23 protein-coding genes are annotated in these 26,987 nt (G+C 32.2%); 16 read left to right on the top strand and 7 right to left on the bottom strand.

Going from position 1 to position 26,987, the window contains the following annotated elements; translation table 11 throughout:
- The first annotated feature begins 44 nt into the window (after positions 1–44).
- The gene (locus Q0870_RS01755) at positions 45–542 is read left to right on the top strand and encodes a hypothetical protein (RefSeq protein WP_298550488.1); all 498 of its coding nucleotides are present in this window, start codon (positions 45–47) and stop codon (positions 540–542) included.
- 206 nt (positions 543–748) lie between these two features.
- Here Q0870_RS01755 and Q0870_RS01760 read toward each other — a convergent pair whose 3' ends face one another.
- Positions 749–1,672: an SPFH domain-containing protein gene (locus tag Q0870_RS01760; protein ID WP_298550490.1), complete on the bottom strand. Its 924-nt coding sequence runs from the start codon at positions 1,670–1,672 to the stop codon at positions 749–751.
- A gap of 77 nt (positions 1,673–1,749) precedes the next feature.
- Between Q0870_RS01760 and Q0870_RS01765 the strand changes: the two genes are divergently transcribed.
- Positions 1,750–2,433, top strand: coding sequence for a hypothetical protein (locus Q0870_RS01765; protein ID WP_298550492.1), 684 nt, complete (start codon positions 1,750–1,752; stop codon positions 2,431–2,433).
- Between the two features lie 27 nt (positions 2,434–2,460).
- Here Q0870_RS01765 and Q0870_RS01770 read toward each other — a convergent pair whose 3' ends face one another.
- The 3 genes from Q0870_RS01770 to Q0870_RS01780 all read right to left on the bottom strand — a co-directional run bounded on the left by Q0870_RS01770 (position 2,461) and on the right by Q0870_RS01780 (position 5,480).
- A complete protein-coding gene (locus Q0870_RS01770; protein ID WP_298550494.1) occupies positions 2,461–3,015 on the bottom strand; it encodes a hypothetical protein in 555 nt (184 codons plus the stop codon).
- 11 nt (positions 3,016–3,026) lie between these two features.
- Positions 3,027–4,538: a glutamate--tRNA ligase gene (gene gltX / locus Q0870_RS01775; RefSeq protein ID WP_298550496.1), complete on the bottom strand. Its 1,512-nt coding sequence runs from the start codon at positions 4,536–4,538 to the stop codon at positions 3,027–3,029.
- 111 nt (positions 4,539–4,649) lie between these two features.
- Positions 4,650–5,480 (bottom strand): transporter, encoded by an 831-nt coding sequence (locus Q0870_RS01780; protein ID WP_298550498.1) that lies wholly within the window; start codon positions 5,478–5,480, stop codon positions 4,650–4,652.
- Positions 5,481–5,637: 157 nt separating this feature from the next.
- Here Q0870_RS01780 and Q0870_RS01785 point away from each other — a divergent pair, with 157 nt between their 5' ends.
- The 6 genes from Q0870_RS01785 to Q0870_RS01810 all read left to right on the top strand — a co-directional run bounded on the left by Q0870_RS01785 (position 5,638) and on the right by Q0870_RS01810 (position 13,787).
- Positions 5,638–9,081: a DUF4175 family protein gene (locus Q0870_RS01785; RefSeq protein WP_298550500.1), complete on the top strand. Its 3,444-nt coding sequence runs from the start codon at positions 5,638–5,640 to the stop codon at positions 9,079–9,081.
- Positions 9,074–9,484 (top strand): rRNA maturation RNase YbeY, encoded by a 411-nt coding sequence (ybeY, locus tag Q0870_RS01790; protein ID WP_298550502.1) that lies wholly within the window; start codon positions 9,074–9,076, stop codon positions 9,482–9,484. Before Q0870_RS01785 ends, ybeY begins: the two co-directional genes overlap by 8 nt.
- 144 nt (positions 9,485–9,628) lie before the next feature.
- On the top strand, positions 9,629–11,500 hold the full coding sequence (gene mnmG, locus Q0870_RS01795) for a tRNA uridine-5-carboxymethylaminomethyl(34) synthesis enzyme MnmG (protein ID WP_298550505.1): 1,872 nt from the start codon (positions 9,629–9,631) through the stop codon (positions 11,498–11,500).
- 90 nt (positions 11,501–11,590) lie between these two features.
- Entirely contained in the window at positions 11,591–12,151 is a 561-nt protein-coding gene (locus Q0870_RS01800; protein WP_298550507.1) for a hypothetical protein, read from the top strand.
- Between the two features lie 13 nt (positions 12,152–12,164).
- The gene (locus tag Q0870_RS01805; protein ID WP_298550509.1) at positions 12,165–13,016 is read left to right on the top strand and encodes a class I SAM-dependent methyltransferase; all 852 of its coding nucleotides are present in this window, start codon (positions 12,165–12,167) and stop codon (positions 13,014–13,016) included.
- Between the two features lie 243 nt (positions 13,017–13,259).
- Positions 13,260–13,787, top strand: coding sequence for an OmpH family outer membrane protein (locus Q0870_RS01810; RefSeq protein ID WP_298550511.1), 528 nt, complete (start codon positions 13,260–13,262; stop codon positions 13,785–13,787).
- A 64-nt stretch (positions 13,788–13,851) separates the two neighbouring features.
- Here the strand turns inward: Q0870_RS01810 and Q0870_RS01815 are convergent, their stop codons facing one another.
- Together Q0870_RS01815 and Q0870_RS01820 are read right to left on the bottom strand one after the other, a co-directional pair.
- Positions 13,852–14,772, bottom strand: coding sequence for a diacylglycerol kinase family protein (locus Q0870_RS01815; protein WP_298550513.1), 921 nt, complete (start codon positions 14,770–14,772; stop codon positions 13,852–13,854).
- Entirely contained in the window at positions 14,772–15,926 is a 1,155-nt protein-coding gene (locus Q0870_RS01820) for a DNA polymerase III subunit delta' (protein WP_298550515.1), read from the bottom strand. The genes Q0870_RS01815 and Q0870_RS01820 overlap by 1 nt, the downstream gene beginning before the upstream one ends.
- Positions 15,927–16,489: 563 nt before the next feature.
- Between Q0870_RS01820 and Q0870_RS01825 the strand changes: the two genes are divergently transcribed.
- The 3 genes from Q0870_RS01825 (at position 16,490) to Q0870_RS01835 (ending at position 20,373) form a co-directional block, all read left to right on the top strand.
- Positions 16,490–17,677, top strand: a complete 1,188-nt coding sequence (locus Q0870_RS01825) for a phosphoglycerate kinase (RefSeq protein WP_298340745.1) — start codon at positions 16,490–16,492, stop codon at positions 17,675–17,677.
- A 74-nt stretch (positions 17,678–17,751) separates the two neighbouring features.
- Positions 17,752–19,338, top strand: a complete 1,587-nt coding sequence (locus Q0870_RS01830; protein WP_298550517.1) for a lytic transglycosylase domain-containing protein — start codon at positions 17,752–17,754, stop codon at positions 19,336–19,338.
- 24 nt (positions 19,339–19,362) lie between these two features.
- Positions 19,363–20,373 carry a DUF4837 family protein gene (locus tag Q0870_RS01835; protein ID WP_298550519.1) on the top strand — a complete coding sequence of 337 codons (1,011 nt, stop codon included), beginning with the start codon at positions 19,363–19,365 and terminating at the stop codon, positions 20,371–20,373.
- A gap of 71 nt (positions 20,374–20,444) precedes the next feature.
- On the opposite strand, the gene tatA is transcribed toward Q0870_RS01835, so the two are convergent.
- Positions 20,445–20,630, bottom strand: coding sequence for a twin-arginine translocase TatA/TatE family subunit (gene tatA / locus Q0870_RS01840; protein ID WP_298550520.1), 186 nt, complete (start codon positions 20,628–20,630; stop codon positions 20,445–20,447).
- Positions 20,631–20,745: 115 nt separating this feature from the next.
- On the opposite strand from tatA, the gene Q0870_RS01845 reads away from it, so the two are divergent.
- Genes Q0870_RS01845 through rfbB form a run of 5 tightly spaced genes read left to right on the top strand, consistent with a single transcriptional unit; the run spans position 20,746 to position 26,971 of the window.
- Positions 20,746–21,615: a M23 family metallopeptidase gene (locus Q0870_RS01845; protein WP_298550521.1), complete on the top strand. Its 870-nt coding sequence runs from the start codon at positions 20,746–20,748 to the stop codon at positions 21,613–21,615.
- A 3-nt stretch (positions 21,616–21,618) separates the two neighbouring features.
- Positions 21,619–23,103 carry a GH3 auxin-responsive promoter family protein gene (locus Q0870_RS01850; protein ID WP_298550522.1) on the top strand — a complete coding sequence of 495 codons (1,485 nt, stop codon included), beginning with the start codon at positions 21,619–21,621 and terminating at the stop codon, positions 23,101–23,103.
- Between the two features lie 47 nt (positions 23,104–23,150).
- Complete coding sequence (locus Q0870_RS01855; protein ID WP_298550523.1) at positions 23,151–24,839, top strand: hypothetical protein; 1,689 nt, start codon at positions 23,151–23,153, stop codon at positions 24,837–24,839.
- A gap of 12 nt (positions 24,840–24,851) precedes the next feature.
- Entirely contained in the window at positions 24,852–25,928 is a 1,077-nt protein-coding gene (locus Q0870_RS01860; protein ID WP_298550524.1) for a hypothetical protein, read from the top strand.
- Positions 25,925–26,971: a dTDP-glucose 4,6-dehydratase gene (gene rfbB, locus Q0870_RS01865; protein WP_298550525.1), complete on the top strand. Its 1,047-nt coding sequence runs from the start codon at positions 25,925–25,927 to the stop codon at positions 26,969–26,971. Before Q0870_RS01860 ends, rfbB begins: the two co-directional genes overlap by 4 nt.
- Positions 26,972–26,987: the final 16 nt, after the last annotated feature.

Genomic DNA, 26,987 nt, shown 5'->3' on the forward strand with positions numbered 1-26,987 from the left:
TGGATGTGAATTATTTTCCGACTTAAAGGAAATAAATTACTCTTATGAAAAAACTCTTATTTCTGTTCTTAATAATTCCATTATTTAGTTTTTCTCAAGGTATGAACAATGAAAAACTAGAATCTATTTACGCTACAGTTAGCGATTCTATTCAAGGAAGTCTTGGAGGATGGCAATTTTACATTAAAAATATTCCAATAATGAGCATTACAGATGAAAATCATAATAGAATGCGCATTATATCCCCTATTGCTAACTCAAACACGATTGGCGAAGATTTACTTAAAGCAGCTTTGGTTGCTAACTTTCATACAGCTTTAGATGTTAAATATGCGGTTTCGGATGGTGTGTTATGGTCGGTTTTTATTCATCCTTTAAAAGAATTGTCAGATGACCAGGTAAAAGATGCGGTGAGCCAAGTGTATTATGCTAATGTTAATTTTGGGACTACTTTTGCGAGTACTTCTTTAACATTTCCAGGAAATATTTCAGATAAAAAAGAAAAGGAAATTGACGAAACCCCTAAGTTTAAAAAGTTATAGATTGAATTTAGCACAGACTTTAACAGGTTTGCCCGCGTTAGAGATAGCAGTAGAAAGCCCACAGCCCGATCCGGATAGCTATTGGGAGAGGTGCGAGGACTTGTAACGGATAGCCAGACCCCTTGCGGGTAACGCCCAAATTATTTATTAAATGAAAAAGCCTCAATATTTAAAATATTGAGGCTTTTTTAGGCTTTACGGGATTTTTATTTATCGGCTTTCTTTTTAGCGTTTTTCATAGCTTCTCCAATTTGATTACTAGCTGTAAAACTAGCTACCATATCGTTTAACATAGTACTACCAGCTTGTGGAGAATTAGGCAACAAAATTAAGTTGCTATTTGTTTCTTGCCCAATAGATTGAAGTGTATCATAGTGTTGCGTTACCACAATAAGCGCAGAAGCTTCTTGTGAGTTAATACCAACCTTGTTCAGCACTTCTACAGATTCCTCTAAACCACGGGCAATTTCACGCCTTTGGTCTGCAATACCTTGACCTTGTAAACGCTTGCTTTCTGCCTCGGCTTTTGCTTTTTCAACTATTAAAATACGCGCAGCATCACCTTCAAACTGAGCAGCAATTTTTTCACGTTCAGAAGCATTAATTCTATTCATGGCTTCTTTTACTTGTGCATCTGGGTCAATATCCGTAACCAAAGTTTTAATGATATCAAAACCATAGTTCTGCATGGCATCGTTTAACTCCGCTTTAACGGCAAGTGCGATATCATCTTTTTTAACAAAAACATCATCTAACTTCATTTTTGGCACTTCGGCACGAACTACATCAAATACATAACTAGTTATCTGATCATGAGGGTAGTCCAGTTTATAAAAGGCATCATAGACCTTGTCTTTAATAACTTTATACTGTACAGAAACTTTTAAACGAACAAATACATCATCTAAAGTTTTAGTTTCTATTATCACATCTAATTGCTGAATTTTAAGGCTTAATTTACCTGCAATTCTGTCTACTAATGGAATTTTTAACTGTAAACCTGATTGACGAATACTATGGAATTTACCAAACCGTTCTATAATAGCGGCGGTTTGTTGTTTAACAACGAAAAAGGCTGAGATTAAAATGAATAATCCAATAACTACAAAAGGTATAATAGCGAAGCTCATAATGTTTAATTAAAATGGTTAAAAAAATAAGAAATACTAAATTAAGTTATATTTGCTCACTTAACCCTAAAAATGGTATGAAAAAAATACAACTGTACTTATTAGTAGCATTATTGGTATGTTTTGTTACAAAAAGTTTTTCTCAAAACGGAAAATATGATATCGTAAATGGTATTGGAATTTTTGGTGGCCTTACTAAAGTTGATTTAACTACTGATAATTTTGAAACCACCCAAGGAGATGGTTTTATGGGCGGAATGAGTGCTACTGTAGAGATTAACCATAGATGGTACAATATGAGTTACGGTTTACATCTATCTGAAAGTACCATTAGTATTTTGGGAAGACCCGATGCATCTAGTACATCTTCTGAGTTTATAGATTATAAACTTTTTGCTGCTCAACTAGCACTTATGATGCATGTAAAATTAGCAGGTAGTTATGTGACGTTAGATGCTGGACCAATGCTTCAATATAATGGTAGGTTAGAGTTTAAAAATGAAGCCCAAGAAAATTATATTATAAATAATTATGATAATTTATCTGCAACCGATATAACTGGTATTTCTCAATTTAATTTTAATGGTGCTGTTGGGATTACCGCAGGTTTTAAATTTGTAAAACTTAGAGCGCACTATATTTATGGCTTTACCAATACTTTAAAAAAGCTTGAAAGTGAAAATTTAGACACTTCTGGCGGAGATTCTCGTTTTAAAGGAAATTTGTCTATGCTTGTTTTTGGAGCTATGATTTCGTTTTAGAACAATCCTTATTAAGCTAGGTTGTGATTAGTTACAATCTTCATTATAGAATTCAACAATATCATAAATATCCCATTTTTTAAATTCTTTTTCTTCAATTTTCTGAATTAGTACAGGGCAGTCATTAAAATATTGATGATGTTTCTTTTTAATTTTGGTGCCTAGTTTAATAATTTCGTCATTAACTTTTATAGAATATGTGGTGGCCGAACCTCCACCATATGTCATTCCTGCGCCACCACCCGCAAAACCATTTGGTATGGTGTGGCCTGGGTTATAAACCTGGCTACTATATAATATGATTTTACCTTTAATTAGTTCATTTAAAAGCACATAGTCATCTGTATTATTAGTCACATACCTGAAATTTCCACTAATAACATCAAAGCCACTAATTTGTTTGTGATTGTAAGTCGTAGCTTCAGCATCTTTATTGAGTTTAAATTTTATACCTCCAAAAGCTTTTATTTTTATTAATCCTTCTAAAGTAGTAGAATCTTTAAAAAACACGGTGCCTTTACTATATTGTGCGTTAACAAAAACGAAGCATAAAATTGCAAAAAGAGTAAGGTGTTTTTTCATTTTCGGAGCTTTTATAAAGATTTTATAACACCATCGACACGCTTAACAGTCTCACTCTTCCCAATCATATACATAATATCGAACACATCCGGGCCTTGCAAGGCACCAACTAGTGCTAATCGTAGAGGCATCATTACTTTACCAAAACCTATTTCGTTACTTGTTATCCAACCTTTAATTTCGGTTTGCATGTTTTCTACTGAAAAGTCTTCAATGTTATTTACTATAGAAACTACTTGTTCTAGAATGTCTTTTGTCCCCTCTTTAAAAGCCTTTTTAGCTGCTTTTTCATCATAGGATGTTGGGGCGGTAAAGAAGAAATGACTTAAGTCCCAAAAATCTGAAACAAACGTAGCGCGCTCTTTTATTAATCCAATAACCATGGAGATATAATTTACATCTATTTCGGTTAATTTAGAGTTATGGTTTTTAAAAGCTTCAGCCAACTCATCATTGTTCTGCTCTTGCATATAATGATGATTAAACCACTTGATTTTATCAGGATCAAAACGCGCTCCAGATTTGTTTACTTTGTTCAAATCAAAAGCTTGAATTAACTCTTCAAGATTGAAAATTTCTTGTTCTGTTCCTGGGTTCCAACCTAAAAACGCTAAGAAATTAACCATAGCTTCGGCAAAATAGCCATCTTCTTTATAACCTCTAGAAACATCGTCCGTTTTGGGGTCGGTCCACTCTAAAGGGAATACCGGAAAGCCTAATTTATCGCCATCACGCTTGCTTAATTTCCCTTTTCCTGTTGGTTTTAAAATTAATGGTAAATGTGCAAATTCAGGAGCATCCCAACCAAAGGCTTTGTATAATTGATAGTGTAATGCTAAAGATGGCAACCACTCTTCGCCACGAATAACATGCGAGATTTCCATTAAATGGTCATCCACAATATTCGCTAAATGGTACGTTGGCATACCATCACTTTTAAACAACACTTTATCATCTAAAATATTGGTGTCGATTTTAATATCGCCACGAATAATATCTGTTAAATGTAAAGTTTCATCTTGAGGCGATTTAAAACGAATCACGTAATCATCACCAGCATCAATTTTAGCTTTTACGGCTTCCGCGCTAAGCGATAAAGAGTTACTTAATTTTAATCGGTTATGCCAATTATAAATAAAGGTTTTGCCTTTTGCTTCGTGGTCTTTTCTATGGAAATCTAAAGTTTCAGCAGTATCGAAAGCATAATAGGCATTACCAGATGCAATTAATTCTTCGGCGTAAGCCTTATATAAATGTTTGCGTTCACTTTGTTTGTATGGTCCAAACTTTTCGTTCTTATTTGGTCCTTCATCATACGGCATACCGCACCAATTTAAAGCATCAACAATATATTGTTCTGCGCCTTCAACATAACGATTTTGATCAGTATCTTCAATTCTTAAAATAAAGGTTCCGTTATGCTTTTTAGCAAATAAATAATTGAAAAGAGCAGTACGAACTCCGCCTATATGTAAAGGTCCTGTTGGGCTAGGTGCAAAACGCACACGAACGTTTTTAGTCATGTTTTGTAATTTATGACTGCAAAGATAAAACGATATTTAAGAATAGGAATATATAAGCAGAAATGATTTTTTAACGCTGCTACTTATTTATTCTGTTTAGTATAACTATTCCTAAAACTTCTGATACACGCCAAAAGTAATAGCTGCTTTTTTAGCCACATTGTTCCCCGAAAACGCTCCTCCAAAACCAACGTTAGCACCAAATTTTTCTGTTATTTCACCAATAGCTTTAAGTCCAAAAGATGCGTATTCTTGGTCGTTAACATAAAGTGCTGTTAATAAATTTGATGAAGGCAAAGCGATGTTACCATCCTTTAAAGATTTAACAACATCAATAAATGCAATTAATAAAACATTTTTAAAAGGTTTAGTTCCTATTTCTCCCCCGATTTTAAAATTATTACTATAGTTATTTGTTCTTATGTCTAGACCTGTAAAAGCTTGTGCATAAAACCCTTTAAAACTTCTACTAAAATTAATAGTAGGGGTAAAAGACCAAGCATCTATACCAGATCTAATACCTGAAGCATTATCAAAAGATCCAGAATTTGTAGCAATATTAAGTTGACCTGCAATAGCCCATTTTTTATTATAAAATTGATGTTTCAGACCTATTTCAATATTACCCAAGTTAGTGGTTGAATTTTCGGTTGTTATTCCGGTAGTATTACCTACTAATTGCCCAGTTTTAATAAGTTTAATTGGCAAATTAAGTATAATTGTTGTTTTGTCTGTCAGGCCATATTCGCTATAAAATTGTATAGTGTTATCAGTAACTTGGCGTTCGGTATTATATTCTGGGTCTCCAAAAACAGTGTCATAGCCACTTATGGTTGTAAAGGAAAGTTGCGTGTAGGCTTCGCCTTTATTTTTTGTCCACCCACTTTGAGCATAAAAAGTTTGAGTTGTAAGTAAGATTAGAAATACTAAATATTTTTTCATGATTATTAATTTTTGCTATTAGTAGTTTTGTTTTTGTAAACCTTTCACTTTAACTAAGTTTTATCAAATCTAATGTATTTACTAATTAAATAAAATTGTAGTTTAGTATAATAAATTAGTTTTGTTATTTCCAAGAAGACGGAAATCTTCCCAAATCATGAGCAACTTTAACACGATACAGAACAAATTAGAAGCGTTTATTAGGCGCTATTATACCAATGAATTACTTAAGGGTGTCATTTTGTTTTTCGCCATTGGGTTGCTGTATTTTTTATTTACCCTTTTTTTAGAACATATTTTATGGTTGAATACTACCTCTAGAACAGTATTATTTTGGCTATTTATTGCTGTGGAATTGGGTTTGCTCATCAAGTTTATTTTTATTCCGTTAGCTAAATTATTTAAGCTTCAAAAAGGTATAAATTACGAAGTGGCTTCAAGAATTATTGGTAAACATTTTCCTGAGGTTGATGATAAATTATTGAATGTGCTCCAATTGCATGATGAGAAATCTGAATCTGAATTATTATTGGCAAGCATCGAGCAGAAATCTTCAGAATTACAACCTGTGCCGTTTAAATTGGCGGTTAATTTCAAGAAAAATCTAGGCTATCTAAAATACGCCGCTATTCCTGTGGTTATTTTGCTTTTAGCGTTTATAACAGGAAATTTTAATTGGTTTAGCGATAGTTACGAACGTGTGGTGCATTACAAAACAGCTTATGAACCGCCAGCACCTTTTCAGTTTTTTGTGGTTAATGAAAACATGAATGCCATTGAAAACAAAGATTTTAAACTAATTGTAAAAACAGCAGGCGAAGTTACTCCAGAAAGTGCACAAATTACTTTTAATGACGAAACTTACTTTTTACAACAAAAGGCTTTGGGCGAATTTGAATATGTGTTTACACAGCCTAAAGAAGCTATTACGTTTCAATTATCGGCTAATGATATTACCTCAAAACCATATACCGTAAATGTGGTTGAAACGCCATCCTTACTTAGTTTTAATATGGTTTTGGATTACCCAAGTTATACCAAAAAACGAGATGAAATTTTAAAAAGCACGGGTAATGCGCTGGTTCCTGAAGGCACACAAATTACATGGCAACTTAAAACAAAATCTACAGACGAGGTGTTTTTGTATGCTAAAGATACCATTGGTTTTAACTCGGATAAAGCAGGTGTTTTTGAAGCTTCTAAACGGATTTATAAGAATTACGATTACACATTAAGTACCAGTAATAAGAATTTAAAAAATTACGAAAATTTAACTTTTAATGTTGATGTTGTTAAGGACGAATATCCAGAAATTAATTTGAAAGTAGAGAAAGACAGTTTGGATTTACAAACACTTTATTTCTATGGGCAAGTTAGTGATGATTATGGATTTAGTAAGTTGCAATTGGTGTATTATCCTTCTGAAAATGAAAAAGATAAGCAGGTAGAGTCAATTCCAATTTCAAATTCTAATATTGCAGAATTCATAAGTGCTTTCCCAAATAACCTGAATATTAAAACGGGCGTTCCGTATGAATTATACTTTCAAGTGTTTGATAATGATAGTGTTAACAGATATAAAAGCGTAAAAAGTAGTGTGTTCACTTACAGAAAACGTACAAAGGATGAAGAAGCTCAAAAGAAATTAGAAGAACAAAGTGAAACGATTAAAGATTTAAATAAGTCGTTAGAAAAGTTTGATGAACAAGAGAAGAAATTAGAAGAGTTAACGAAAACTCAAAAAGAGAAATTGAGTTTAAACTTTAATGATAAGAAGAAATTAGAATCGTTTTTTAAGCGTCAGAAACAGCAAGATGAAATGATAAAAAATTTCAACAAAAAGCTGAAAGATAATTTAGAAGAATTTCAAAAAGAGAACCCTAAGGAAGACGAATTTAAAGAAGATTTAAAAGAGCGATTAAAAGACAACGAAGAGAAACTAAAACGTGACGAAAAATTACTCAAGGAAATTGAAAAGCTACAAGAGAAAATTAACAAGGAAGAGTTAATTCAAAAATTAGATGAATTAGCGAAGCAGAATAAAAATAAAAAGCGAAGTTTAGAACAGCTCTTAGAATTAACAAAGCGTTTTTATGTTGAAAAGAAATTAGAAAAGCTGAGAGATGATTTAGAGAAATTGGCAGATGAGCAAGAAAAGTTGTCAAACAAATCTGATGAAGAAAACACTCAAGAAAAGCAAGATGATTTAAATAAACAATTCGACAAATACAAAAAAGAAATTAGCGACTTAGAAAAAGAAAGTAAAGCTCTAAAAAAGCCAATTGATATCCCTAGAGATAAATTAGATGAACAAGAAGTTCAAAAAGAACAACAAAAAGCATCTGAAGCATTAGAAAAGAAAGAAGAAGAACAGGAACAACAAGAAGGTACTAAGCAAGAGCAAAAAGAACCAAGTGAGCAACAAAAACAAAATCAAAAGAACGCTCAAAAAAGTCAAAAGAAAGCGGCTCAAAAAATGAAGCAAATGAGTCAGCAAATGCAAAGTGCTATGCAATCCGGTGGTGGCGAACAAATGCAAGAAGATATGGATATGCTTCGTCAAATTTTAGATAACCTCGTATTGTTTTCATTTGACCAAGAAGCGCTTATGAATCAATTTAAATCTATTGAAATTAATCATAACAAGTTCGCAACCTATTTAAAAAAGCAACGCAATTTAAGAGAACATTTTGAGCATGTTGATGATAGTTTATTTGCCTTATCATTACGACAGCCAAAACTTTCTGAGCAAGTGAATAAAGAAATCACAGAGGTGTATTATAATATTGACAAAGCACTTGGTTTACTTGCCGAAAATCAATTATATCAAGGCGTTTCTAATCAACAATTCACAGTTACAGCTGCTAATAATTTAGCAGACTTTTTAAGCAATGTTTTAGATAACATGCAAGAGAGTATGAGTATGTCTGCTGGAAAAGGAGGCAGTGGCGATATGCAATTACCAGACATTATTATGAGTCAAGAAGAACTCAATAAGATGATGGAGCAAGGCATGAAAAAGGGAGAAGGAAAACCTAAAGAAGGCGAAGGAAAAAAACCAGGAGAAGGCGAGAAGGAAGGCGAAAAAGGAAAAGATGGCAAGTCTGGAGAAAACGGCAAAGGTAAAGGCGACCCAAAAGGAAAAGATGGTGAGCAAACTGGTGGTGAAGGAGAAGGTACAAATGAAGGTGATAGCGAGCTTCTGTATCAAATATATCAACAGCAACAACAATTACGTCAAGCACTTCAAGATAGGCTAGCTAAAGAAGGCAAAGGCGGAAATAGAGACGCCTTGGTTAGAAAAATGGAAGACATTGAGTTAGATTTATTAAATAAGGGTTTTACGGAGCAAACGCTTCAAAAAATGATGGACTTAAAACATCAGTTATTGAAACTTGAAAATGCAACTTTTCAACAAGGAGAAGATAATAAGCGTGAATCTGAAACCAATAAAAATAGATTTGATAATAACTCTAATAATCAAATCCCAACAGCAAAACAATATTTTCAAACTACAGAAATATTAAACCGACAAGCTTTACCTTTGCAGCAAGTTTACAAAAAGAAAGTGCAAGATTATTTTAAGAAAGCTAATGATTAATTTCAATTACGAAACAGCGTTTAATTTAGAATCGGAAGAGAAAATTTCAACTTGGATTACTAATACAATTTCTTCAGAAGTATTTAAATTAGAAGAAATAAATTATGTGTTTTGTAATGATGAATATCTTCATAAATTAAATGTTGAATTCCTAAATCATGATACATTAACGGATATTATCAGCTTTGATTATTCAATAGGAAAAATCATACAAGGAGATATTTTTATTTCAATTGAAAGAGTGGCAGATAATGCCAAAGATTTTGGTGTTTCATTTGAAGAAGAGTTACACCGGGTAATTATTCATGGTGTATTGCATTATTGTGGTTATAAAGATAAAACAGATGATGATGCTAAGGTGATGCGAGAAAAGGAGAATCACTACTTAACTGTACTAAAGTAGAATTAAAGATTTCAACGTATATTTGCAAACTCAAAAATTATTATATGTTCCACGTGGAACATCTTTTTGAAAACTATTTAGTATGTCATACTGAGCGCAGTCGAAGTGTAATTAAAAACTAAATATTAAATTGAATTAGAACTTATGTTTAATGAGGTTTATGATGTCATAGTTGTTGGAGCAGGTCACGCAGGAAGTGAAGCTGCTGCTGCTGCTGCCAATATGGGAAGTAAAACCCTATTGGTTACCATGAATTTGCAAAACATTGCGCAAATGTCTTGTAATCCTGCCATGGGTGGTATTGCTAAAGGGCAAATTGTACGTGAGATTGATGCGCTTGGTGGTTATAGTGGAATTGTTTCAGATACTTCGGCAATTCAATTTAAAATGCTGAATAAATCTAAAGGGCCTGCTATGTGGAGTCCAAGGGTGCAGAGTGATAGAATGCGTTTTGCAGAAGACTGGAGATTGCTTTTAGAAGGCACGCCTAATCTTGATTTTTATCAAGAAATGGTTTCTGCTTTAATAGTAGAAAATCATAAAGTAGTTGGTGTAAAAACTTCTTTAGGAATTGAAATAAAAGCTAAGTCTGTTGTTTTAACAAACGGTACTTTTTTAAATGGCTTAATACATATAGGTGATAAGAATTTTGGAGGAGGAAGAGCAGGCGAAAGAGCAGCAACGGGTATTACAGAGCAGCTTGTTAATTTAGGTTTTGATTCTGGTAGAATGAAAACTGGAACACCACCAAGAGTTGATGGTAGAAGTTTAGATTATTCTAAAATGCTAGAGCAACCTGGGGATGAAAACCCAGAAAAATTCTCATATTTAGATACAACGAAAGCATTAGAAAATCAACGTTCATGCCACATGACTTATACCAGTCTTGAAGTGCATGATTTACTTCGAGAAGGGTTTGATAGGTCGCCCATGTTTAACGGTAGAATTAAAAGTTTAGGACCACGATATTGTCCGTCTATTGAAGATAAGATCAATCGTTTTGCAGATAAAGACAGACATCAATTATTTATAGAACCAGAAGGCTGGAATACTTGCGAGGTTTATGTAAATGGCTTCTCTACGTCTTTGCCCGAAGATGTTCAATTCAAAGCATTACGTTCTGTAGTTGGTTTTGAAAATGTGAAATTCTTTAGACCAGGTTATGCTATAGAATATGATTATTTTCCGCCTACACAATTAAAACATACTTTGGAAACAAAGCTAGTTGAAGGCTTATATTTTGCAGGTCAAATTAACGGAACTACAGGGTATGAGGAAGCGGCATCTCAAGGTTTAATGGCTGGTATAAATGCGAGTTTAAAAGTTCAAGAAAAAGACCCTTTTACTTTAAAAAGGGATGAGGCTTATATAGGTGTTTTGGTTGATGATTTGATTACAAAAGGCACAGAAGAACCTTATCGTATGTTTACATCAAGAGCTGAATATAGAACGCTATTGCGTCAAGATAATGCTGATAAAAGATTAACACCAAAAGGGTTTGAATTGGGGCTAGCTTCTGAAAAGCGTTTAAAACGCATGGAAGAAAAACACGAAGCTGCTGAAAAATTCGTTACCTTTTTTGAGACTGAAAGCGTAAAACCAGACGTTATAAATCCTATTCTAGAATCAAAAAAATCTGCTGCAGTAAAACAATCTGGAAAACTTTTTAAAGTATTTGCTAGACCAAATATTGAGATGGATGATGTTAGAAAAGTAGAAAGTGTAGAATCCTACATTCAGGAACATAATCTAGATAGAGAAGTGATTGAGCAAACCGAAATTCAAGTTAAATATGCTGGATATATAGCCAAGGAAAAAAACAATGCTGATAAACTAACACGATTAGAATACGTTAAAATTCCAGAGAATTTTGACTATTCACAAATTAAGTCTATGAGCTTTGAAGCACGTGAAAAATTGAAAAAGATTCAACCAACAACGGTGTCTCAAGCATCAAGAATTAGCGGCGTATCGCCAAATGATATTTCAGTTTTATTGGTTTATATGGGAAGATAAGACGATAGTCGGCGTTAGTTAATTAGATATGTTCCACGTGGAACGTTTCATATTTTAGTTCAATTTTTAAATCTTCAATTAAAAAATTAAGTGCAAAAATCAATAATATTATTACTTTTTATTTCAATAGTTATTTTCTCTTGTAAAGAAAAAAAAAGTAAAATAGAACTTGTTAAAAAATACTTTGAGACTTTAAATAATTCTGAATTTTCGAATGTGTCTTCATTGTTATCGGACAGTATATTAAGTAAAGAAGTTGACTATAAGATGATGTTTTATAAAGAAGATTATCTCGAACTTTTGAAATGGGATTCAACTTTTAAACCAGAATATAAGGTTATAAATATAAGCGAAGAGGAAGGGATTATTAAAATTAAAATTTCTCAAAAAGATAAACGAATCCTTTTTTTAAATGAAGAGTCAATAATAACGAATCAAGTTATTAGGTTTAAAAACGATAAAATATCAAATATAGAAATAGTAGATTATGTCGTTTTTAATGACTCAATATTTATTAGAAATAGAACTAAACTTTTAAATTGGGTAGATAAAAATCATGCTGAATTAAAAGGATTTTTGCATAATCAAACTCAAAAAGGAGGAGTAAAATATTTAAAAGCTATTGAGCTTTATCAAGAAGCTAATAAATAATTTAAAGTCTAAGATGAAAAATAAATCTGTTTTTTTAATTGTAAAAGACCACTCCGTTTCAGGAGATGAATTCGAATTAATTCAAAATTCAGAATACGGTTTTCTTGAAACCACACCACAACCATCTTCAGATAAATTACCAGAATATTATGAAAGTGAAGACTATATTTCGCATACAGATTCCAAAAGAAATCTATTCGAAAAAGTTTATCATTTAGTCAGAAGCATTTCACTTAAAAAGAAATTAAACTTAATTAATTCATATTCATCAGAAGGAAAAAATCTTATAGATGTAGGATGCGGAACAGGAGATTTTTTAGAAATCGCTCAACAAAATGGTTGGACTATTTCAGGAATTGAACCAAACGAACAAGCTAGAAATATTGCCAACAAAAAAACAAATAATTCTGTTTTTGAAACAGACCAACTACTAAAGTTTGAATCGAATAGTTTTGATGTGATTTCGCTCTGGCATGTTCTTGAACATTTACCAAATTTAGAAGAACATATTTCGATATTTAAAAAACTTTTAAAACCAAACGGCACTTTAATAATTGCTGTACCAAATTATAAAAGTTACGATGCAAAATATTATAAACAGTTTTGGGCAGCTTATGACGTTCCAAGACACCTTTGGCATTTTAATCAAGAGTCTATTTCAAAATTAGTTTCAAAAGAATTTTTTAAAGTTGAAAAAGTAAAACCTATGTGGTTTGATTCATTTTATGTGAGCATGCTTTCAGAAAAATATAAATCTGGAAAAATGAATCCTATTAAAGGAATTTGGGTTGGATTGCTTTCAAATGTAAAAGCGATAACAACAAAAGAGGCTTCATCTTTAATTTACATCATTAAAAACGGCTAAAAACAATTCTTATACAACTCAGTCTTTCTTCAACTAAGCAAACACCCAAATACTAGTCGATTTTATTTAAGTGTCTTAAATCGCTTTAAACACATTTGTTTTTAATAGAAAATAGCTATTAAAAAATAATTTTACTATAAAATTTCGTTATATGTTAAAATCAGAATAATTCCTCTTCATTTTAAAAGTTACTTTATTACTTTTGTTCGGATTAAAAATAAAACCATCAAAAAACACAAACCGATGAAAAATATAATTTATGTAGTGCTAGCGATGTTAATTTTTGCTTCTTGTGAAAAACCAAATAAAATTGGTTTTGTTGACAACGGAACTTTAATTAACGATTATCAAGAAAAGAAAGATGTAGAAGCAAAATTTCAAGTTAAAGAAGAGGCTTTTAGAAAAAGAGCAGATAGTATAAGTCAAGCCTTTCAAGCAGAAGCACAAAAAGGACAAGCAGAAGCACAAAGATTGGCGAGAAGTAATAGAAAGAAAGCTGAGGAACTAATGGGAGGCTTACAACAAAAACAACAACAATTACAGCAGCAAATGCAAATAGAACAACAACAAATAACACAAGAATTTCAGTCTGAAATAGATTCTGTTATTGTTAACGTTAAAGATTTTGTAAAAGATTACGGAAAAACAAATGGCTACAATTACATATTAGGAACTAGCGACGCTGCAGCAACAGTAATGTATGGTGGAGAACAAAGTGATTTGACCCAAACTATTTTAGAAGCTTTAAATGCAGGCTACAAAAAAGAATAATAAACATAAATCATTGATTTTCAAATAATTAAATCGTTATTAGCTTAGGTTAATAACGATTTTTTTAGCAATAAAATGAAAAAGCATTAGGAATCAAAGAGACTTTAATATGTCCTTTTCCAATCAATTCCCCATCTGCTTGAATATAAGGAGCAATTTCTTGATTAATTTGAATAGCAACAGATTTTGTTTTTAAGGTTTTTACTTTTTTGTAGTTTGTAATTGTACCATTAAACAATTTCGCTAGATTTTTGATTATTTCAAATTTGGTTAAATCTTGTGCGATGGTAACATCTAATAAACCATCAAAGGGATTGGGTTTATCTGTGAGCTGCATTCCGCCTCCAGAATACTTGCACAACCCAATTAATATCATTAGTGTTTTACCTGAAATAGTTTCTGAATTAACAGATACAGTAGACTCGAAATTTTTAAACGAAAACATGCTAATTATAGTGCCATATAAATAAGCTAAAGTACCTATATGCTTATATTTTTCAACTCTACTAACCACAAGCCCATCAAAACCAATACCCGCTAAATTATTAAAGAAGATAGGCAAATTTTTATCACCTATAGATAGTTTACCTATATCTTGGGTTGCTAAACGGCCATTTTTTATAATCTGGATGGCAGTTTCAAAATTTTTAGGAATATTATGGGTTTTCACCCAATCATTTCCTGTTCCAATTGGGATGACACCAATATTAATTTCAGAAGAAGGAACATCATTTTGAGACATAATTCCGTTGACTATATTATGTAATGTACCATCACCACCAACAGAAATAATGTTTTTAAAATGCTGTTTAATAGCTTGATGTACAAGTGCAATACTATGTTTTGAATAGGCTGTAAAAGCAAACTCAAATATAAAGTGATGTTTGTCTAAAAGCTGTTTAATTTTTGGCCAACTTTTCTTGCTAGAACCATTCCCCGAAGTTGGGTTAATAATTACAAACCAAGATTTGGATGCAGCATTCATTATTCTGCCTTTTTATGAAGTAGACGTGTTAATTTAATCGACAAATCTGTCAAAATAATTTTAGAATTCCCGTTACGCTCAATATGGTAAATAGCATCTTGTAGCTCGTTACTAATATCCATTATGTTGTTTCCGTGTACAAAAGGCGCAAAATTTTCAAGCTTAAACTTTTCGGTTTTGGGTTCTAGATACACTAAATCAGTAGCATTATAATTTAGTAAAAGTGCCTGACGGAAAAAATCTAAACAAAAATTTAAAAACTGTTTTTGGGTCTCTCTACCTGTTTTAGCAATATCTTCACTCCAAGAAATTAAATCATGAATAGCCGCTTTATTGCCTTTTGCTTTAAAAGCACTTCTAATCCAGAAAACAAACCAAGTTTCAAACTGAATATCTTCAGAATCTTGATATACCAAATCACAAGCCTTGTTATAATTCCCGTTAGATTGACTCGCTATTTTTGATGCCACTCGAACATCAATATTATACTGTTTTACCAGAGCATTTTTTATAACGTCTTCAGCCAATGGCGGAAAATGTAAAATTTGGCAGCGCGACCGTATGGTGTTTATAATCTGCTCTTCATCTTCAGCAATCAATAAAAAAATAGTCTTATTAGGCGGTTCTTCAATCAGTTTTAAAAGCTTATTGGCACAAGCAGTATTCATTTTTTCAGCCATCCAAATCAGCATCACTTTATAACCACCTTCGTAAGATTTTAGCGTAAGCGATTTGACGATTTCATGCGCCTCATCAACCCCAATTTGCCCCTGTTTATTATCAACACCAAGTAATTTGTACCAATCAAATAAATTCCCATAAGGTTGCTCATTCAGCAATTGGCGCCACTCTTCAAGATAAAAACCAGACACAGGTTTACTTTTTACCTTACTACTTGTAGTTACCGGAAAAGCAAAATGCAAATCAGGATGCGAAACGTTTTTAAACTTCAAATTACAAACTTCGTTTCCCGTATTATTTTCTCCACCAGAATTCGAGCATAAAATATATTGCGCATAAGCCAACGCCATAGGCAAGGTGCCAGAACCCTCATTACCAACAAATAATTGCGCATGCGGTATTCTGCCATTATCCACACTCTGCGTAAGGTGTTTTTTAATATGTTCTTGACCTAAAATGTCTTCAAAAAGCATAAAAGCAAAAGTAAATGAATTTTATTAGATGTTACGCACCAAAAAAGCAGTAAAATTTTATAGATGTTTATTTGGGCGTTACCCGAAAAGGGTCGGGCTTTCCGCTATATCTTTTTTATGTCATAGCTAGGAGCGGGCAACGTGGTTATCTGTTAATTTCAGTTCTAAAGTAAAGGTGTATCTATTTCTTTAAAAAAGGATGCCGCTTCAATCCCTAACGCGCTTGCTTGCTATCTTAGGGATTTAAATTTTAAAAGTGATTTTTTTTGAGAGGTTCGTTTAACGTCGGATATAAAATCGTTTTAATGTTTTATATCCGACGTTAAACGAAGGTAGCAGAAAAATTTTACAAAGTCAAGTTTTAGATGTAATCGATATTTCATTATTTTTCAGTATAACAATGAGTTTGAGAGTAAGTTTATAAAATCTGAGACCTGTATAATTAAAAAATCAAACATTTCTTTTACACTTCAAACGTTTTCGTTAAAAAACACATTTTATATAGGCTTTTAATTAGTTACATTTGTGAATCAAACAGTTAAAACGATAAAATTAAATATATAATGAAGACGCTAAACGATTTTAATTTCGAAAATAAAAAAGCTCTAATCCGTGTGGATTTTAATGTGCCATTAAACGAAAATTTTGAGGTAACAGATGCAACAAGAATTGTATCTGCAAAACCAACAATTATTAAAATTTTAGAAGATGGAGGGAGTTGTATTTTAATGTCGCATTTAGGTCGCCCAAAAGGATTTCAAGAGGAGTTTTCGTTAAAACACATAGCAAAAAAAGTTGAAGACGTTTTAGGTGTAGAGGTTAAAACCGTTGCAGATTGCATTGGTGATGATGTTGAAGCTGCTGCTGCAAGTTTAGAGCCTGGGCAAATTTTATTATTAGAAAACTTACGTTTCTATAAAGAAGAGACTGCGGGAGATAAAGACTTTGCAGAAAAACTATCAAAATTAGGAGACATTTACGTAAACGATGCCTTTGGTACAGCGCACAGAGCGCATGCATCTACAACCATCGTAGCGCAGTTTTTTGAAGGTAAAAAATGCTTCGGTAACTTATTAGCTCAAGAAATTGAAAGCATCAATAAAGTTATGGAAACAGGAGAAAAACCTGTTTTAGCAATACTTGGAGGCGCAAAAGTATCTTCAAAAATTACCATTATCGAAAATATTTTAGATAAAGTAGACCACTTAATTATTGGTGGTGGTATGGCATTTACATTTGTAAAAGCTCAAGGTGGAAAAATAGGAAACTCCATATGTGAAGACGATAAAATGCCATTAGCGCTTGAAATATTAGAACAAGCTAAAGCTAAAAATGTACAAGTACATATTCCTGTAGATACGATTGCAGCAGACGATTTTAGTAATGATGCGAACACACAAATACTTGACATTAACGAAATTCCTGACGGATGGGAAGGTGTAGATGCTGGACCAAAATCTAGAGCGCAATTTCATGATGTGGTTATGCAATCTAAAACCATCCTTTGGAACGGGCCATTAGGCGTTTTTGAAATGGAAAGTTTTGCAAACGGAACTATAGAATTAGGAAACTCTATTGCTGAAGCTACTAAAAACGGAGCCTTTTCTCTTGTTGGCGGTGGAGATTCTGTTGCAGCAGTTAAGCAATTTGGTTTTGAAGATAAAGTAAGCTACGTAAGTACAGGTGGTGGTGCCATGTTAGAAAGTTTAGAAGGTAAAACACTTCCTGGAATTGCTGCTATTTTAGAATAGTTGTAATTAAGCTTTCAAATTAGCCTAAAAAATACGATTTTAGCCATAGTATCGTTCATTAATGAATAGATTTTATGGCTTTTCGTTTTTTTATAATAATATGTCTTCTTAACATAAGTACTTGTTTTTCTCAAATACAAGACTCCATTTCTACATCAAATCATGTAGTAAAGGATACGCTTTCAACTCAAAGCACACAAGTTAAAGATTCACTAATTCTTGATAATACAAGAATTGTAAAAGTTATTGAAGCTGAGATTGATTCAACTTCAACAAAAAGCTTAAAAGACTTAGAATTTGCTTCTAAATTAGACGAGAAGTGGTTTGAGGAATTGTATAGTAATAATTTATTTGATACCATTTACAAAACGGTTACAGAGTTAGATTATAAACCTGTCGATTATCCAGAATTATCAACGGATACGCTTAAAGCAAGATTAAAAGAATTGGATGCTAGAACACCTTTTAATGTGGAATACAATTCATCTCTTGAAAGCGTTATAAAATCCTATTTAAAGCACAGACGTAAATCTATTCAAAAACTCTTAACGCTAAGCGCGTTTTACTTCCCAATGTTTGAAACGGAGTTGGATAAACATGATATTCCTTTAGAAATAAAATATTTGGCTATTGTAGAGTCGGCATTAAAACCAAGAGCAAGGTCTAGAGTTGGCGCAACAGGCTTATGGCAATTTATGTTTGGTACTGGCAAAGAATATGGACTAGATGTAAGTAGCTATGTTGATGAACGTAGCGATCCTATTAAATCTACCGAAGCCGCAGCAAAATATTTAGCCAGATTATATAAAATATTTGGTGATTGGGATTTGGCTTTAGCAGCCTATAATTCTGGACCAGGTAATGTGGGTAAAGCCATAAGACGTTCTGGAGGGTATAGAAATTATTGGAATATTCGACATAACCTTCCACGAGAAACCGCGGGATATTTACCAGCGTTTTTGGCTAATATGTACATTTTTGAATATGCCAAAGAGCACGGTTTTAAAAAGTATAAACCCGAATTGGCTTATTTTGAAACCGATACGGTTAGAGTAAAACAAATGATAACGCTCGACCAGGTTTCAGAAGCAACTGGTACGCCCATTGAGGAACTTCAGTTTTTAAACCCATCATATAAATTAGATATCATTCCTTTTATTAAAGATGAAAATTATGTGCTTAGATTACCTATTGATGTTGTTGGAAAGTTTGTAAACAATGAAGATAGAATCTACGCGTTTGCGAAAGCAGAATTTGATAAGCGCGAAAAACCAATGCCTCAATTTACTAATGCAGAATCTAAAACAACGTATAGAGTTAAGTCTGGTGATTATTTAGGTAAAATATCTAGAATGTATGGTGTTAGGGTGAGTAATATTAAAAAATGGAATGGTTTGAGAAGTAATAACTTAAAGATTGGGCAACGGTTAACTATTTACCCTCGAAAGCCTAATGTAAACAACACATCTTCCGCGAAAGCGAAAATAAAACCTAAACCCATTTCTGGAGAAGTTTTTAATTATACAGTTATAAATGGAGACTCTTTATGGAGCATCTCTCAAAAATTCCCAGGTGTTTCTATTCAAAATATTAAAGATTGGAACGGTATTAGTGGTAGTAAATTAAAACCAGGAATGATACTTAAAATTTCTAAGGGTTAAATTTCTTAAAACATAAAACATATTATGCGATATTTTCTATTTTCATTACTTACGCTAGCACTTTTAATGTCTTGCGTTGATAAAAAACAATCAAAAGAAAAATTTCTACCAGATGCTTCTGGAGCAATAAATAATGTCTCTGTTGTAACAGAAAATGATTTATGGGATGGTAGAGTTGGTGAAGCGATAAGAAATGTGCTAGCAAAACCTATTTACGGTTTACCACAAGATGAACCTACCTTTACCATTAGCCAAATACCGCCAGCAGTTTTTTCTGGATTTGTAACTAAAAACAGAACTGTTTTAAAAATTGAAGCAGGGAAAGAAGCAGGTATAAAGATATCTGATGATGTGTATGCAAAACCGCAAAAAGTAATAGTGGTTTCTGGTAAAACGAAAGAAGTTATTATAAATGTTTTAAAAGAAAATGAGTCTAAAATTATTGAAACGTTTAGAAATGCGGAGTTAACCGAAAGACGGCGTCAAATGTCAAAATCTCCACACCGTTTTACATCAATAAAAGAAAAGTTAGGTTTAACAATTCAGTTTCCATCAATCTATGAAGTTGCAAAGGAAACTGATAATTTCTTCTGGTTTAGAAAAGATATTACAACAGGACATTCACATTTAATGATTTACGAATTACCTTTTGATGCCATAAAAAGAAATGACAGCACTACAGTGGGACAAATAATTAAGATTAGAGATTCTATAGGAAAGCAATATTTTAAAGGGCGATTGGATGGAACAGTAAACGCAAAAGGAGAAACAATAAACTCTTTTATGATAACAGAGAGTGCTTACACACCTTTTCATGAAGAAACTATTTTAGATAATAAATTGGCTTTTGAAACTAAAGGCCTTTGGGAATTAACCAATGATTTTATGGGAGGATCGTTTATAAATTATACGATTGAAGATAAAGTAAATAAAAGATGGATAGGGATTGAAGGTTTTGTGTTTGCACCATCTGTAGAGAAGCGTAACTATATGTTAGAGCTTGAATCTATTATAAAATCAGTAAAAATTGAGTAACTATATATCTTTGTGAAAACTAAAAAACCAGCTGATTGAGCTGGTTTTTTAGTGTCAGACAAAATTAAATTTTATCCTTTTTTATCTTCAGTAGTTTCGTCTTCTTCTTTACTTGCATCTTTAAACTCTTTAATTCCGCTACCTAATCCACGCATTAATTCAGGTATTTTTTTACCTCCAAATAAAAGTAAAACGGCCAAGACAATTAATGCTATTTGCCAAGGTCCTATCGCTAATGGTAACATATATAAGATCATAATAATTATTTTAAAGTACAAAGTTAATAATTAAAGTTTAATAAAAACGTTTTGAACCTAACTTTAGCATTTAGAGAACCAACACTTGCAATAAATTTATTTATTTTTGTTCATCATGGCAGACAAAAAAAAGAAACCAAAAAAGATAAAAGGTAAGTTATTGAATAAGTATCGTTTAATGATACTAAATGAACATACTTTTGAAGAACGCTTATCCTTTAAATTATCCCGATTAAATGTATTTGTTTTAACATCGTTATTAGCTATATTTTTAATTACACTTACGTATTTGTTAATTGCACTTACACCTTTGCGTGAATATATTCCTGGTTACTCATCAACAGCATTAAAAAAGAAAGCAACAGAGTTAAACTACAAAACAGATTCGCTACAGCGTGTTATTTCTTTAAATGACCGTTACTATGAGTCTATAAAGAAAGTATTAACAGGTGATGTAACTAAAGTAGATTTTAATAAAGACTCCATTATTGAAGCAGTAAAGTTAGAAGCTAGTGAAGTAGATTTAAGTCCTATTGCTGAAGACTCACTACTTCGTGAAAAAGTGGATAAAGAAGACAAGTATAATCTTTTTGAATCTGCAACTTCTGCAACAAATTTTGTTTTATTTCCACCAGTAAGTGGTACCATAAGTGAACATTATAATGCTAAAGAAAAGCACTACGCAGTTGATATTGTTGTAGCAAAAGATACTCCAATAAAAGCTACTGCCGATGGTATTGTGATTTTTTCAGAATGGACATCTAGTACAGGTTATGTTATAATTATTGAACATAGTTATGGACTAATTTCCATATATAAACACAACGCCACTTTAACTAAAGCACAGGGCGATTTAGTTAAAGCAGGAGAGGTTATTGCAACCGCTGGGAATACAGGGGAATTATCAACAGGACCGCATTTACATTTTGAACTTTGGAATGATGGCTACCCAATTAATCCAACAAATTTTATAGATTTTAAATAATTAATGATGTCATTAAAATCGGCTTTAGCAAAACCATTTGCAAAACGTATTTATAAGAAAGTTCAGAAATGGGCCAATAACCCTATTGAAACTCAAAATAAAATATTTCAAGAATTAATTTCTGAAGCTACTAGTACAAAGTTTGGTAAGGATCATGATTTTGTTAGCATAAATAATCATACAGATTTTATTAAACGTGTTCCTGTAAGGGATTATGAAGCTCTAAAACCTTATGTTGACAAAGTAGTAGCTGGTGAAGAAAATATCCTATGGAAAGGAAAACCTATTTATTTTGCAAAAACTTCGGGGACAACTTCAGGTTCCAAATACATCCCAATTACGAAAGAGAGTATGCCTAGCCATGTTGAAGCTGCTAGAAATGCCATATTAATGTACATTCATGAAACAGGTAACGCTAAATTTGTGGATGGTAAAATGATTTTTCTACAAGGAAGCCCTATTTTGAATGAACAAAATGGTGTTCAACTTGGTCGACTATCTGGTATTGTAGCTCATTATGTGCCAAAATATTTGCAGAAAAATAGGTTGCCATCGTGGGATACCAATTGTATAGACGATTGGGAAACAAAAGTTGATGCTATTGTTGAGGAAACGTTACCTGAAAATATGACCATTATTTCTGGAATTCCATCTTGGGTGCAAATGTATTTTGAAAAACTTCAAGAAAAAACAGGAAAAAAGATAGGTGATATTTTTAAAAACTTCAATCTATTCATTTTTGGAGGTGTTAATTATGAACCTTATAGAAGTAAGTTCGAGAATTTAATTGGGCGAAAGGTAGATAGTATTGAGTTGTATCCAGCAAGTGAAGGTTTTTTTGCATTTCAAGATAAGCAGAAAGAAAAAGGTATGTTGCTTCAACTTAATTCTGGAATTTTCTATGAATTTATTAAGGCAGATGAATTTTTTGAGGAGAACCCAAAAAGAATTACAATTAAGGATGTAGAAGTTGGTGTAAATTATGTGATGATAATTTCCACCAATGCAGGGCTATGGGCTTATAACATAGGAGATACTGTAGAGTTTACTTCAACTAAGCCTTATCGCGTAATTGTTTCAGGTAGAATAAAGCATTTTATTTCAGCTTTTGGTGAGCATGTTATAGGTAAGGAGGTAGAGCAAGCTATTCAAGACGCTACTACAAATTCTAACATTAGTGTTTCAGAATTTACGGTAGCACCACAAATAAACCCTAAAGAAGGTTTGCCATACCACGAATGGTTTATTGAATTTGAAAATGAACCAGAAAACCCTTCCGCTTTAGCGAAAAAAATTGATGAATCACTTCAAAAACAAAACACATACTATTTTGATTTAATTAAAGGTAGCGTGTTACAGCCTTTAAAGATAACTACAGTTAAGAAAGGTGGATTTCAAGACTATATGAAATCTATTGGAAAATTAGGAGGGCAAAATAAGCTGCCTAGATTGTCAAATGATAGAAAAATAGCTGACAATCTCCTATAGAAAAATTAACACAAAATAATAGTATCTTTGCCCAACCAAATTAAACTATGAGTAGTAAAAAACATCATGCTAGAACGCGCGCTCAGGAAAGCTCTAACGCTATTGAACGTATGTATATTACTATGCGCCATTTGTTTAATAGAGGGTTTTATAAACCTATGGGAGTTTCTGGCGAAACATTAAGACAAGCATTATTACTTTTACGCCCTGAAATTTACGGCTCTATTGGTGAAGAAAAAGCTGAATTAGAAGGGTTACTTTATGTTATTGATCGACTTCCGCAAGGTATTGAAGAATGTACGTTTATTAATTTAACTAGTGATGAAGGATATTCTAACTCGCATTTTAAACCTATAATACCTGAAAAACGGCGTCGTAATTGTTATCGAATTGATAACGAACAAATGAATATTGAAATTACTCGGGGGCGGTCTGAAATTTACGATATTTTAACACACCTTACCTTCCTTTTTATTGAATCTCATAAAATAAGTAAGCGTGTAATTATTAATGAAGAAGGTTCAACAACAAGAGATTGGGTAAAACTTGAAAAAGCAGTGTTATCTAAAAAGAAACTCACTCAAGAAGAGCGTGAGGTTGCTATTACTCATACCGCAAATATTTTAGGAAGAACGTTTAAAGAGTTAACAAATGTTTATAATGAGTTTGCAATTCCTTCGCAACCTGAAAGACTGCTACACATCGTATATTGGTTAGGGAAATTAGCCATTGAAGAATTAATAAATAACAATAAACGCACGGTTACTTTTAGCCCTGTTTTAAGAGAGCGTATTGGTCATCACATACACGGTGAAATTTGGGCAAATACAATAAAAGAAAATTTATATAAAAATAATTTATTAGAAAGGCCAATTCATATTATTAGTGCCAATATGCACAGTGTTATGAACACTCTTTTTATACCTAATGCCCTAAAAACAATTGCTTCGAAAAAGGATGTTTTTGAAGTTTATGAATCCTTAAGTAATTCTGATAATAATGATCTTCGCAATAAAGTGACCAAAGAAGCGTTGCAGAAAGGAATGATTTACATTAAAGACACATCTGGAGCTAATATTGATGTTCAAATATTTGATACTACTAAAATTGATACCTCAAAAGTAGATATTAATATAGATCAAATAGGTTTGAAACAAAAAAAACCTGTTATATTAGTAATGGATTATGCTTTTGGAGAACAGGCCTATGAAACTATTGATGAATTGTTAAAGCCCTATAAACAAAAAGAAAACCTGATACATTTAAATGTAGAATCAGTTTCTATAATGGGTAAAGCGGGGATTTTAGAAGGTGGAAAGGGTGATATTATGATACCTTCGGCTCATATTTTTGAAGGCACAGCAGATAATTACCCATTTGAAAACGAATTGAAAAGAGAAGATTTAGAAGGTCAAGGTGTTAATGTTTATGAAGGGTCTATGATTACTGTTTTAGGTACATCACTTCAAAATAAAGATATTTTGAAATTCTTTTACAATTCTACTTGGAATGTAATAGGTTTAGAAATGGAAGGAGCACATTACCAAAAGGCGATTCAAGCAGCTTCAAAAGTTAGAGCAAGTATAAGTAAAGATGTGAAAGTAAGATATGCATATTACGCTAGTGATAATCCTTTAGAAACAGGAGCGACATTAGCATCAGGAGGCTTAGGTACATCGGGTGTAAGACCAACATATTTAATAACAAGAACAATATTAGAACAAATATTTAATTAATAAGTAACAGTTATGAGTAAAGATTTACCGCAACCTCAGCAATCTGAAGAAGTAGATTTAGGACAATTGTTTAAATTAACAGGATCTGTTTTTGAGCGATTATTTCGTTTTATTGGAGGACTGTTTTATAAGGTCTTTTTGGCCTTTGTTTGGGCCGTATTTTTTGTTAAAAAGCATATTATAAAAATTGTAATAGCAGGAGTTGTTGGTTATGGTTATGGCTATTATAAGCAAAAAAAGGGGTTGCCTGTTTATAAGTCTACTACTGTAATTAAACAGAATTATAATACAGGAGAGAACCTATATAGAGCTATTGATTATTATAATGAATTGATTGCTGAGGGGGATTCTGTAACCTTAGGAAGTGTTTTGGGTATTGAATCAAGTAAGGCAGCATCTCTTATTAGTCTTGGTGTAGAATCTGTTATCACTGATAACGAGAAACTAAAAAGTTTTGATGAGTATATTAAAAGTATAGATTCAGTTTTAGCTAAAACCGTAACCTTTGAATCTTTTGTTAGTAATTCAAAAGATTTTCAGCATCCAAACCAAAGAATTATAATCAAAGCTAAAGAAAAAGATATTTTTGGCTCTGTAATAAATAAAACAATTAATAAAATAACCGAAACAGAGTATTTTTCTACAGAACAAAAAAAGGATATAGACGAGTTAAATAATTTAGAAAAATCAATTTTAAAATCATTAGATGCTTCAAGAGAGCTTCAAAATGTTTATAAAGAAGTTTTAGTTACTGCTGTTAATAATAGAAATGAATCTCAAACGAGTATAACGATAGAGAATACTGAAGATAAAAATAAAACAAAGGAATTTGAATTGTACAAAAATGATGTTCAGTTGAGAAGGGAGTTAGTACAAATACAAAGAAGAAAAGAAGATATTCTAAAAATAATTGAGGTGGTGTCGAGTCAAGAAAACCAAGGAACAATAGATCACTCTAGGTTGTTTTTAGGAAAAGCTGTTGATTCAACAAAATATTATGCAATATATTTGATTCTGATAACAACAGTTATATTATTAGGGTTTCATTTTATTAAATTTTTAGATAAATATAAAAATCAAGCTTTATGAATGTTTTGATAACTGGAGGGGCTGGATTTATAGGTTCACATGTTGTTAGGTTATTTGTAGAGAAATACCCCAATTATCACATTTATAATCTCGATGCATTAACTTATGCTGGAAATCTTGAAAACTTGGTCGATATTGAAAATAAACCCAATTATACCTTTATAAAAGGAGATATAACGGAAGAAGCCTTTGTAAATTCGCTTTTCGGCACATATAAGTTTGAAGGTGTTATTCATTTAGCCGCAGAATCACATGTTGATAGATCCATTAAAGACCCTTTAGCCTTTGTTAAGACTAATGTTATAGGGTCAATGATTCTCTTAAACGCTTTTAAGGAATGTTGGAAAGGGGATACTACTTCAAAAAAGCGGTTTTACCATGTAAGTACAGACGAAGTTTATGGTAGTTTAGGGGAAACAGGCTTATTTACTGAAACCACACCTTATGATCCAAATTCGCCATACTCAGCATCCAAGGCAAGTTCGGACCATTTTGTTAGGGCTTATGGCGAAACCTATAAATTACCATATGTCATTACCAATTGTTCTAATAATTATGGTCAAAATCAATTTCCTGAAAAGTTGATTCCATTATTTATCAATAATATTATTCATAATAAGCCATTACCAGTTTATGGCGATGGAAATTACACTAGAGATTGGTTATATGTAAAAGATCATGCCATAGCAATTGACTTAGTTTTTCATAAGGGGGTTAATGGAGAAACCTACAATATAGGTGGAGTTAATGAATGGAAAAATATAGATTTAGTTAAATTGCTCTGTAAACAAATGGATTTCGAATTGGGAAGACCAAAAGGCACTTCAGAACAGTTAATTACATATGTAAAAGACCGACCTGGGCATGATTTGCGATATGCCATTGATGCATCAAAAATAAAGAACGAGTTGGGTTGGGAGCCTTCGGTAACATTTGAGGAAGGACTAGAAAAAACTATTAAATGGTATTTAAGTAATGAAAATTGGTTGAAGAATGTTACAAGCGGTCAATACCAATTATATTACAAAAAACAATATAGATAAGATAAGTAAAATAATT

The organism is uncultured Algibacter sp. (genome assembly GCF_947487575.1).
In the GTDB taxonomy this organism is placed as follows: domain Bacteria; phylum Bacteroidota; class Bacteroidia; order Flavobacteriales; family Flavobacteriaceae; genus Algibacter_B.

Excerpts from the sequence above, each read along its gene's own strand:
- Q0870_RS01755 (WP_298550488.1), top strand. The coding sequence starts at position 45 with ATGAAAAAACTCTTATTTCTGTTCTTAATAATTCCATTATTTAGTTTT.
- Q0870_RS01760 (WP_298550490.1), bottom strand. The coding sequence starts at position 1,672 with ATGAGCTTCGCTATTATACCTTTTGTAGTTATTGGATTATTCATTTTA.
- Q0870_RS01765 (WP_298550492.1), top strand. The coding sequence starts at position 1,750 with ATGAAAAAAATACAACTGTACTTATTAGTAGCATTATTGGTATGTTTT.
- Q0870_RS01770 (WP_298550494.1), bottom strand. The coding sequence starts at position 3,015 with ATGAAAAAACACCTTACTCTTTTTGCAATTTTATGCTTCGTTTTTGTT.
- gltX (WP_298550496.1), bottom strand. The coding sequence starts at position 4,538 with ATGACTAAAAACGTTCGTGTGCGTTTTGCACCTAGCCCAACAGGACCT.
- Q0870_RS01780 (WP_298550498.1), bottom strand. The coding sequence starts at position 5,480 with ATGAAAAAATATTTAGTATTTCTAATCTTACTTACAACTCAAACTTTT.
- Q0870_RS01785 (WP_298550500.1), top strand. The coding sequence starts at position 5,638 with ATGAGCAACTTTAACACGATACAGAACAAATTAGAAGCGTTTATTAGG.
- ybeY (WP_298550502.1), top strand. The coding sequence starts at position 9,074 with ATGATTAATTTCAATTACGAAACAGCGTTTAATTTAGAATCGGAAGAG.
- mnmG (WP_298550505.1), top strand. The coding sequence starts at position 9,629 with ATGTTTAATGAGGTTTATGATGTCATAGTTGTTGGAGCAGGTCACGCA.
- Q0870_RS01805 (WP_298550509.1), top strand. The coding sequence starts at position 12,165 with ATGAAAAATAAATCTGTTTTTTTAATTGTAAAAGACCACTCCGTTTCA.
- Q0870_RS01810 (WP_298550511.1), top strand. The coding sequence starts at position 13,260 with ATGAAAAATATAATTTATGTAGTGCTAGCGATGTTAATTTTTGCTTCT.
- Q0870_RS01815 (WP_298550513.1), bottom strand. The coding sequence starts at position 14,772 with ATGAATGCTGCATCCAAATCTTGGTTTGTAATTATTAACCCAACTTCG.
- Q0870_RS01820 (WP_298550515.1), bottom strand. The coding sequence starts at position 15,926 with ATGCTTTTTGAAGACATTTTAGGTCAAGAACATATTAAAAAACACCTT.
- Q0870_RS01825 (WP_298340745.1), top strand. The coding sequence starts at position 16,490 with ATGAAGACGCTAAACGATTTTAATTTCGAAAATAAAAAAGCTCTAATC.
- Q0870_RS01830 (WP_298550517.1), top strand. The coding sequence starts at position 17,752 with ATGGCTTTTCGTTTTTTTATAATAATATGTCTTCTTAACATAAGTACT.
- Q0870_RS01835 (WP_298550519.1), top strand. The coding sequence starts at position 19,363 with ATGCGATATTTTCTATTTTCATTACTTACGCTAGCACTTTTAATGTCT.
- tatA (WP_298550520.1), bottom strand. The coding sequence starts at position 20,630 with ATGATCTTATATATGTTACCATTAGCGATAGGACCTTGGCAAATAGCA.
- Q0870_RS01845 (WP_298550521.1), top strand. The coding sequence starts at position 20,746 with ATGGCAGACAAAAAAAAGAAACCAAAAAAGATAAAAGGTAAGTTATTG.
- Q0870_RS01850 (WP_298550522.1), top strand. The coding sequence starts at position 21,619 with ATGATGTCATTAAAATCGGCTTTAGCAAAACCATTTGCAAAACGTATT.
- Q0870_RS01855 (WP_298550523.1), top strand. The coding sequence starts at position 23,151 with ATGAGTAGTAAAAAACATCATGCTAGAACGCGCGCTCAGGAAAGCTCT.
- Q0870_RS01860 (WP_298550524.1), top strand. The coding sequence starts at position 24,852 with ATGAGTAAAGATTTACCGCAACCTCAGCAATCTGAAGAAGTAGATTTA.
- rfbB (WP_298550525.1), top strand. The coding sequence starts at position 25,925 with ATGAATGTTTTGATAACTGGAGGGGCTGGATTTATAGGTTCACATGTT.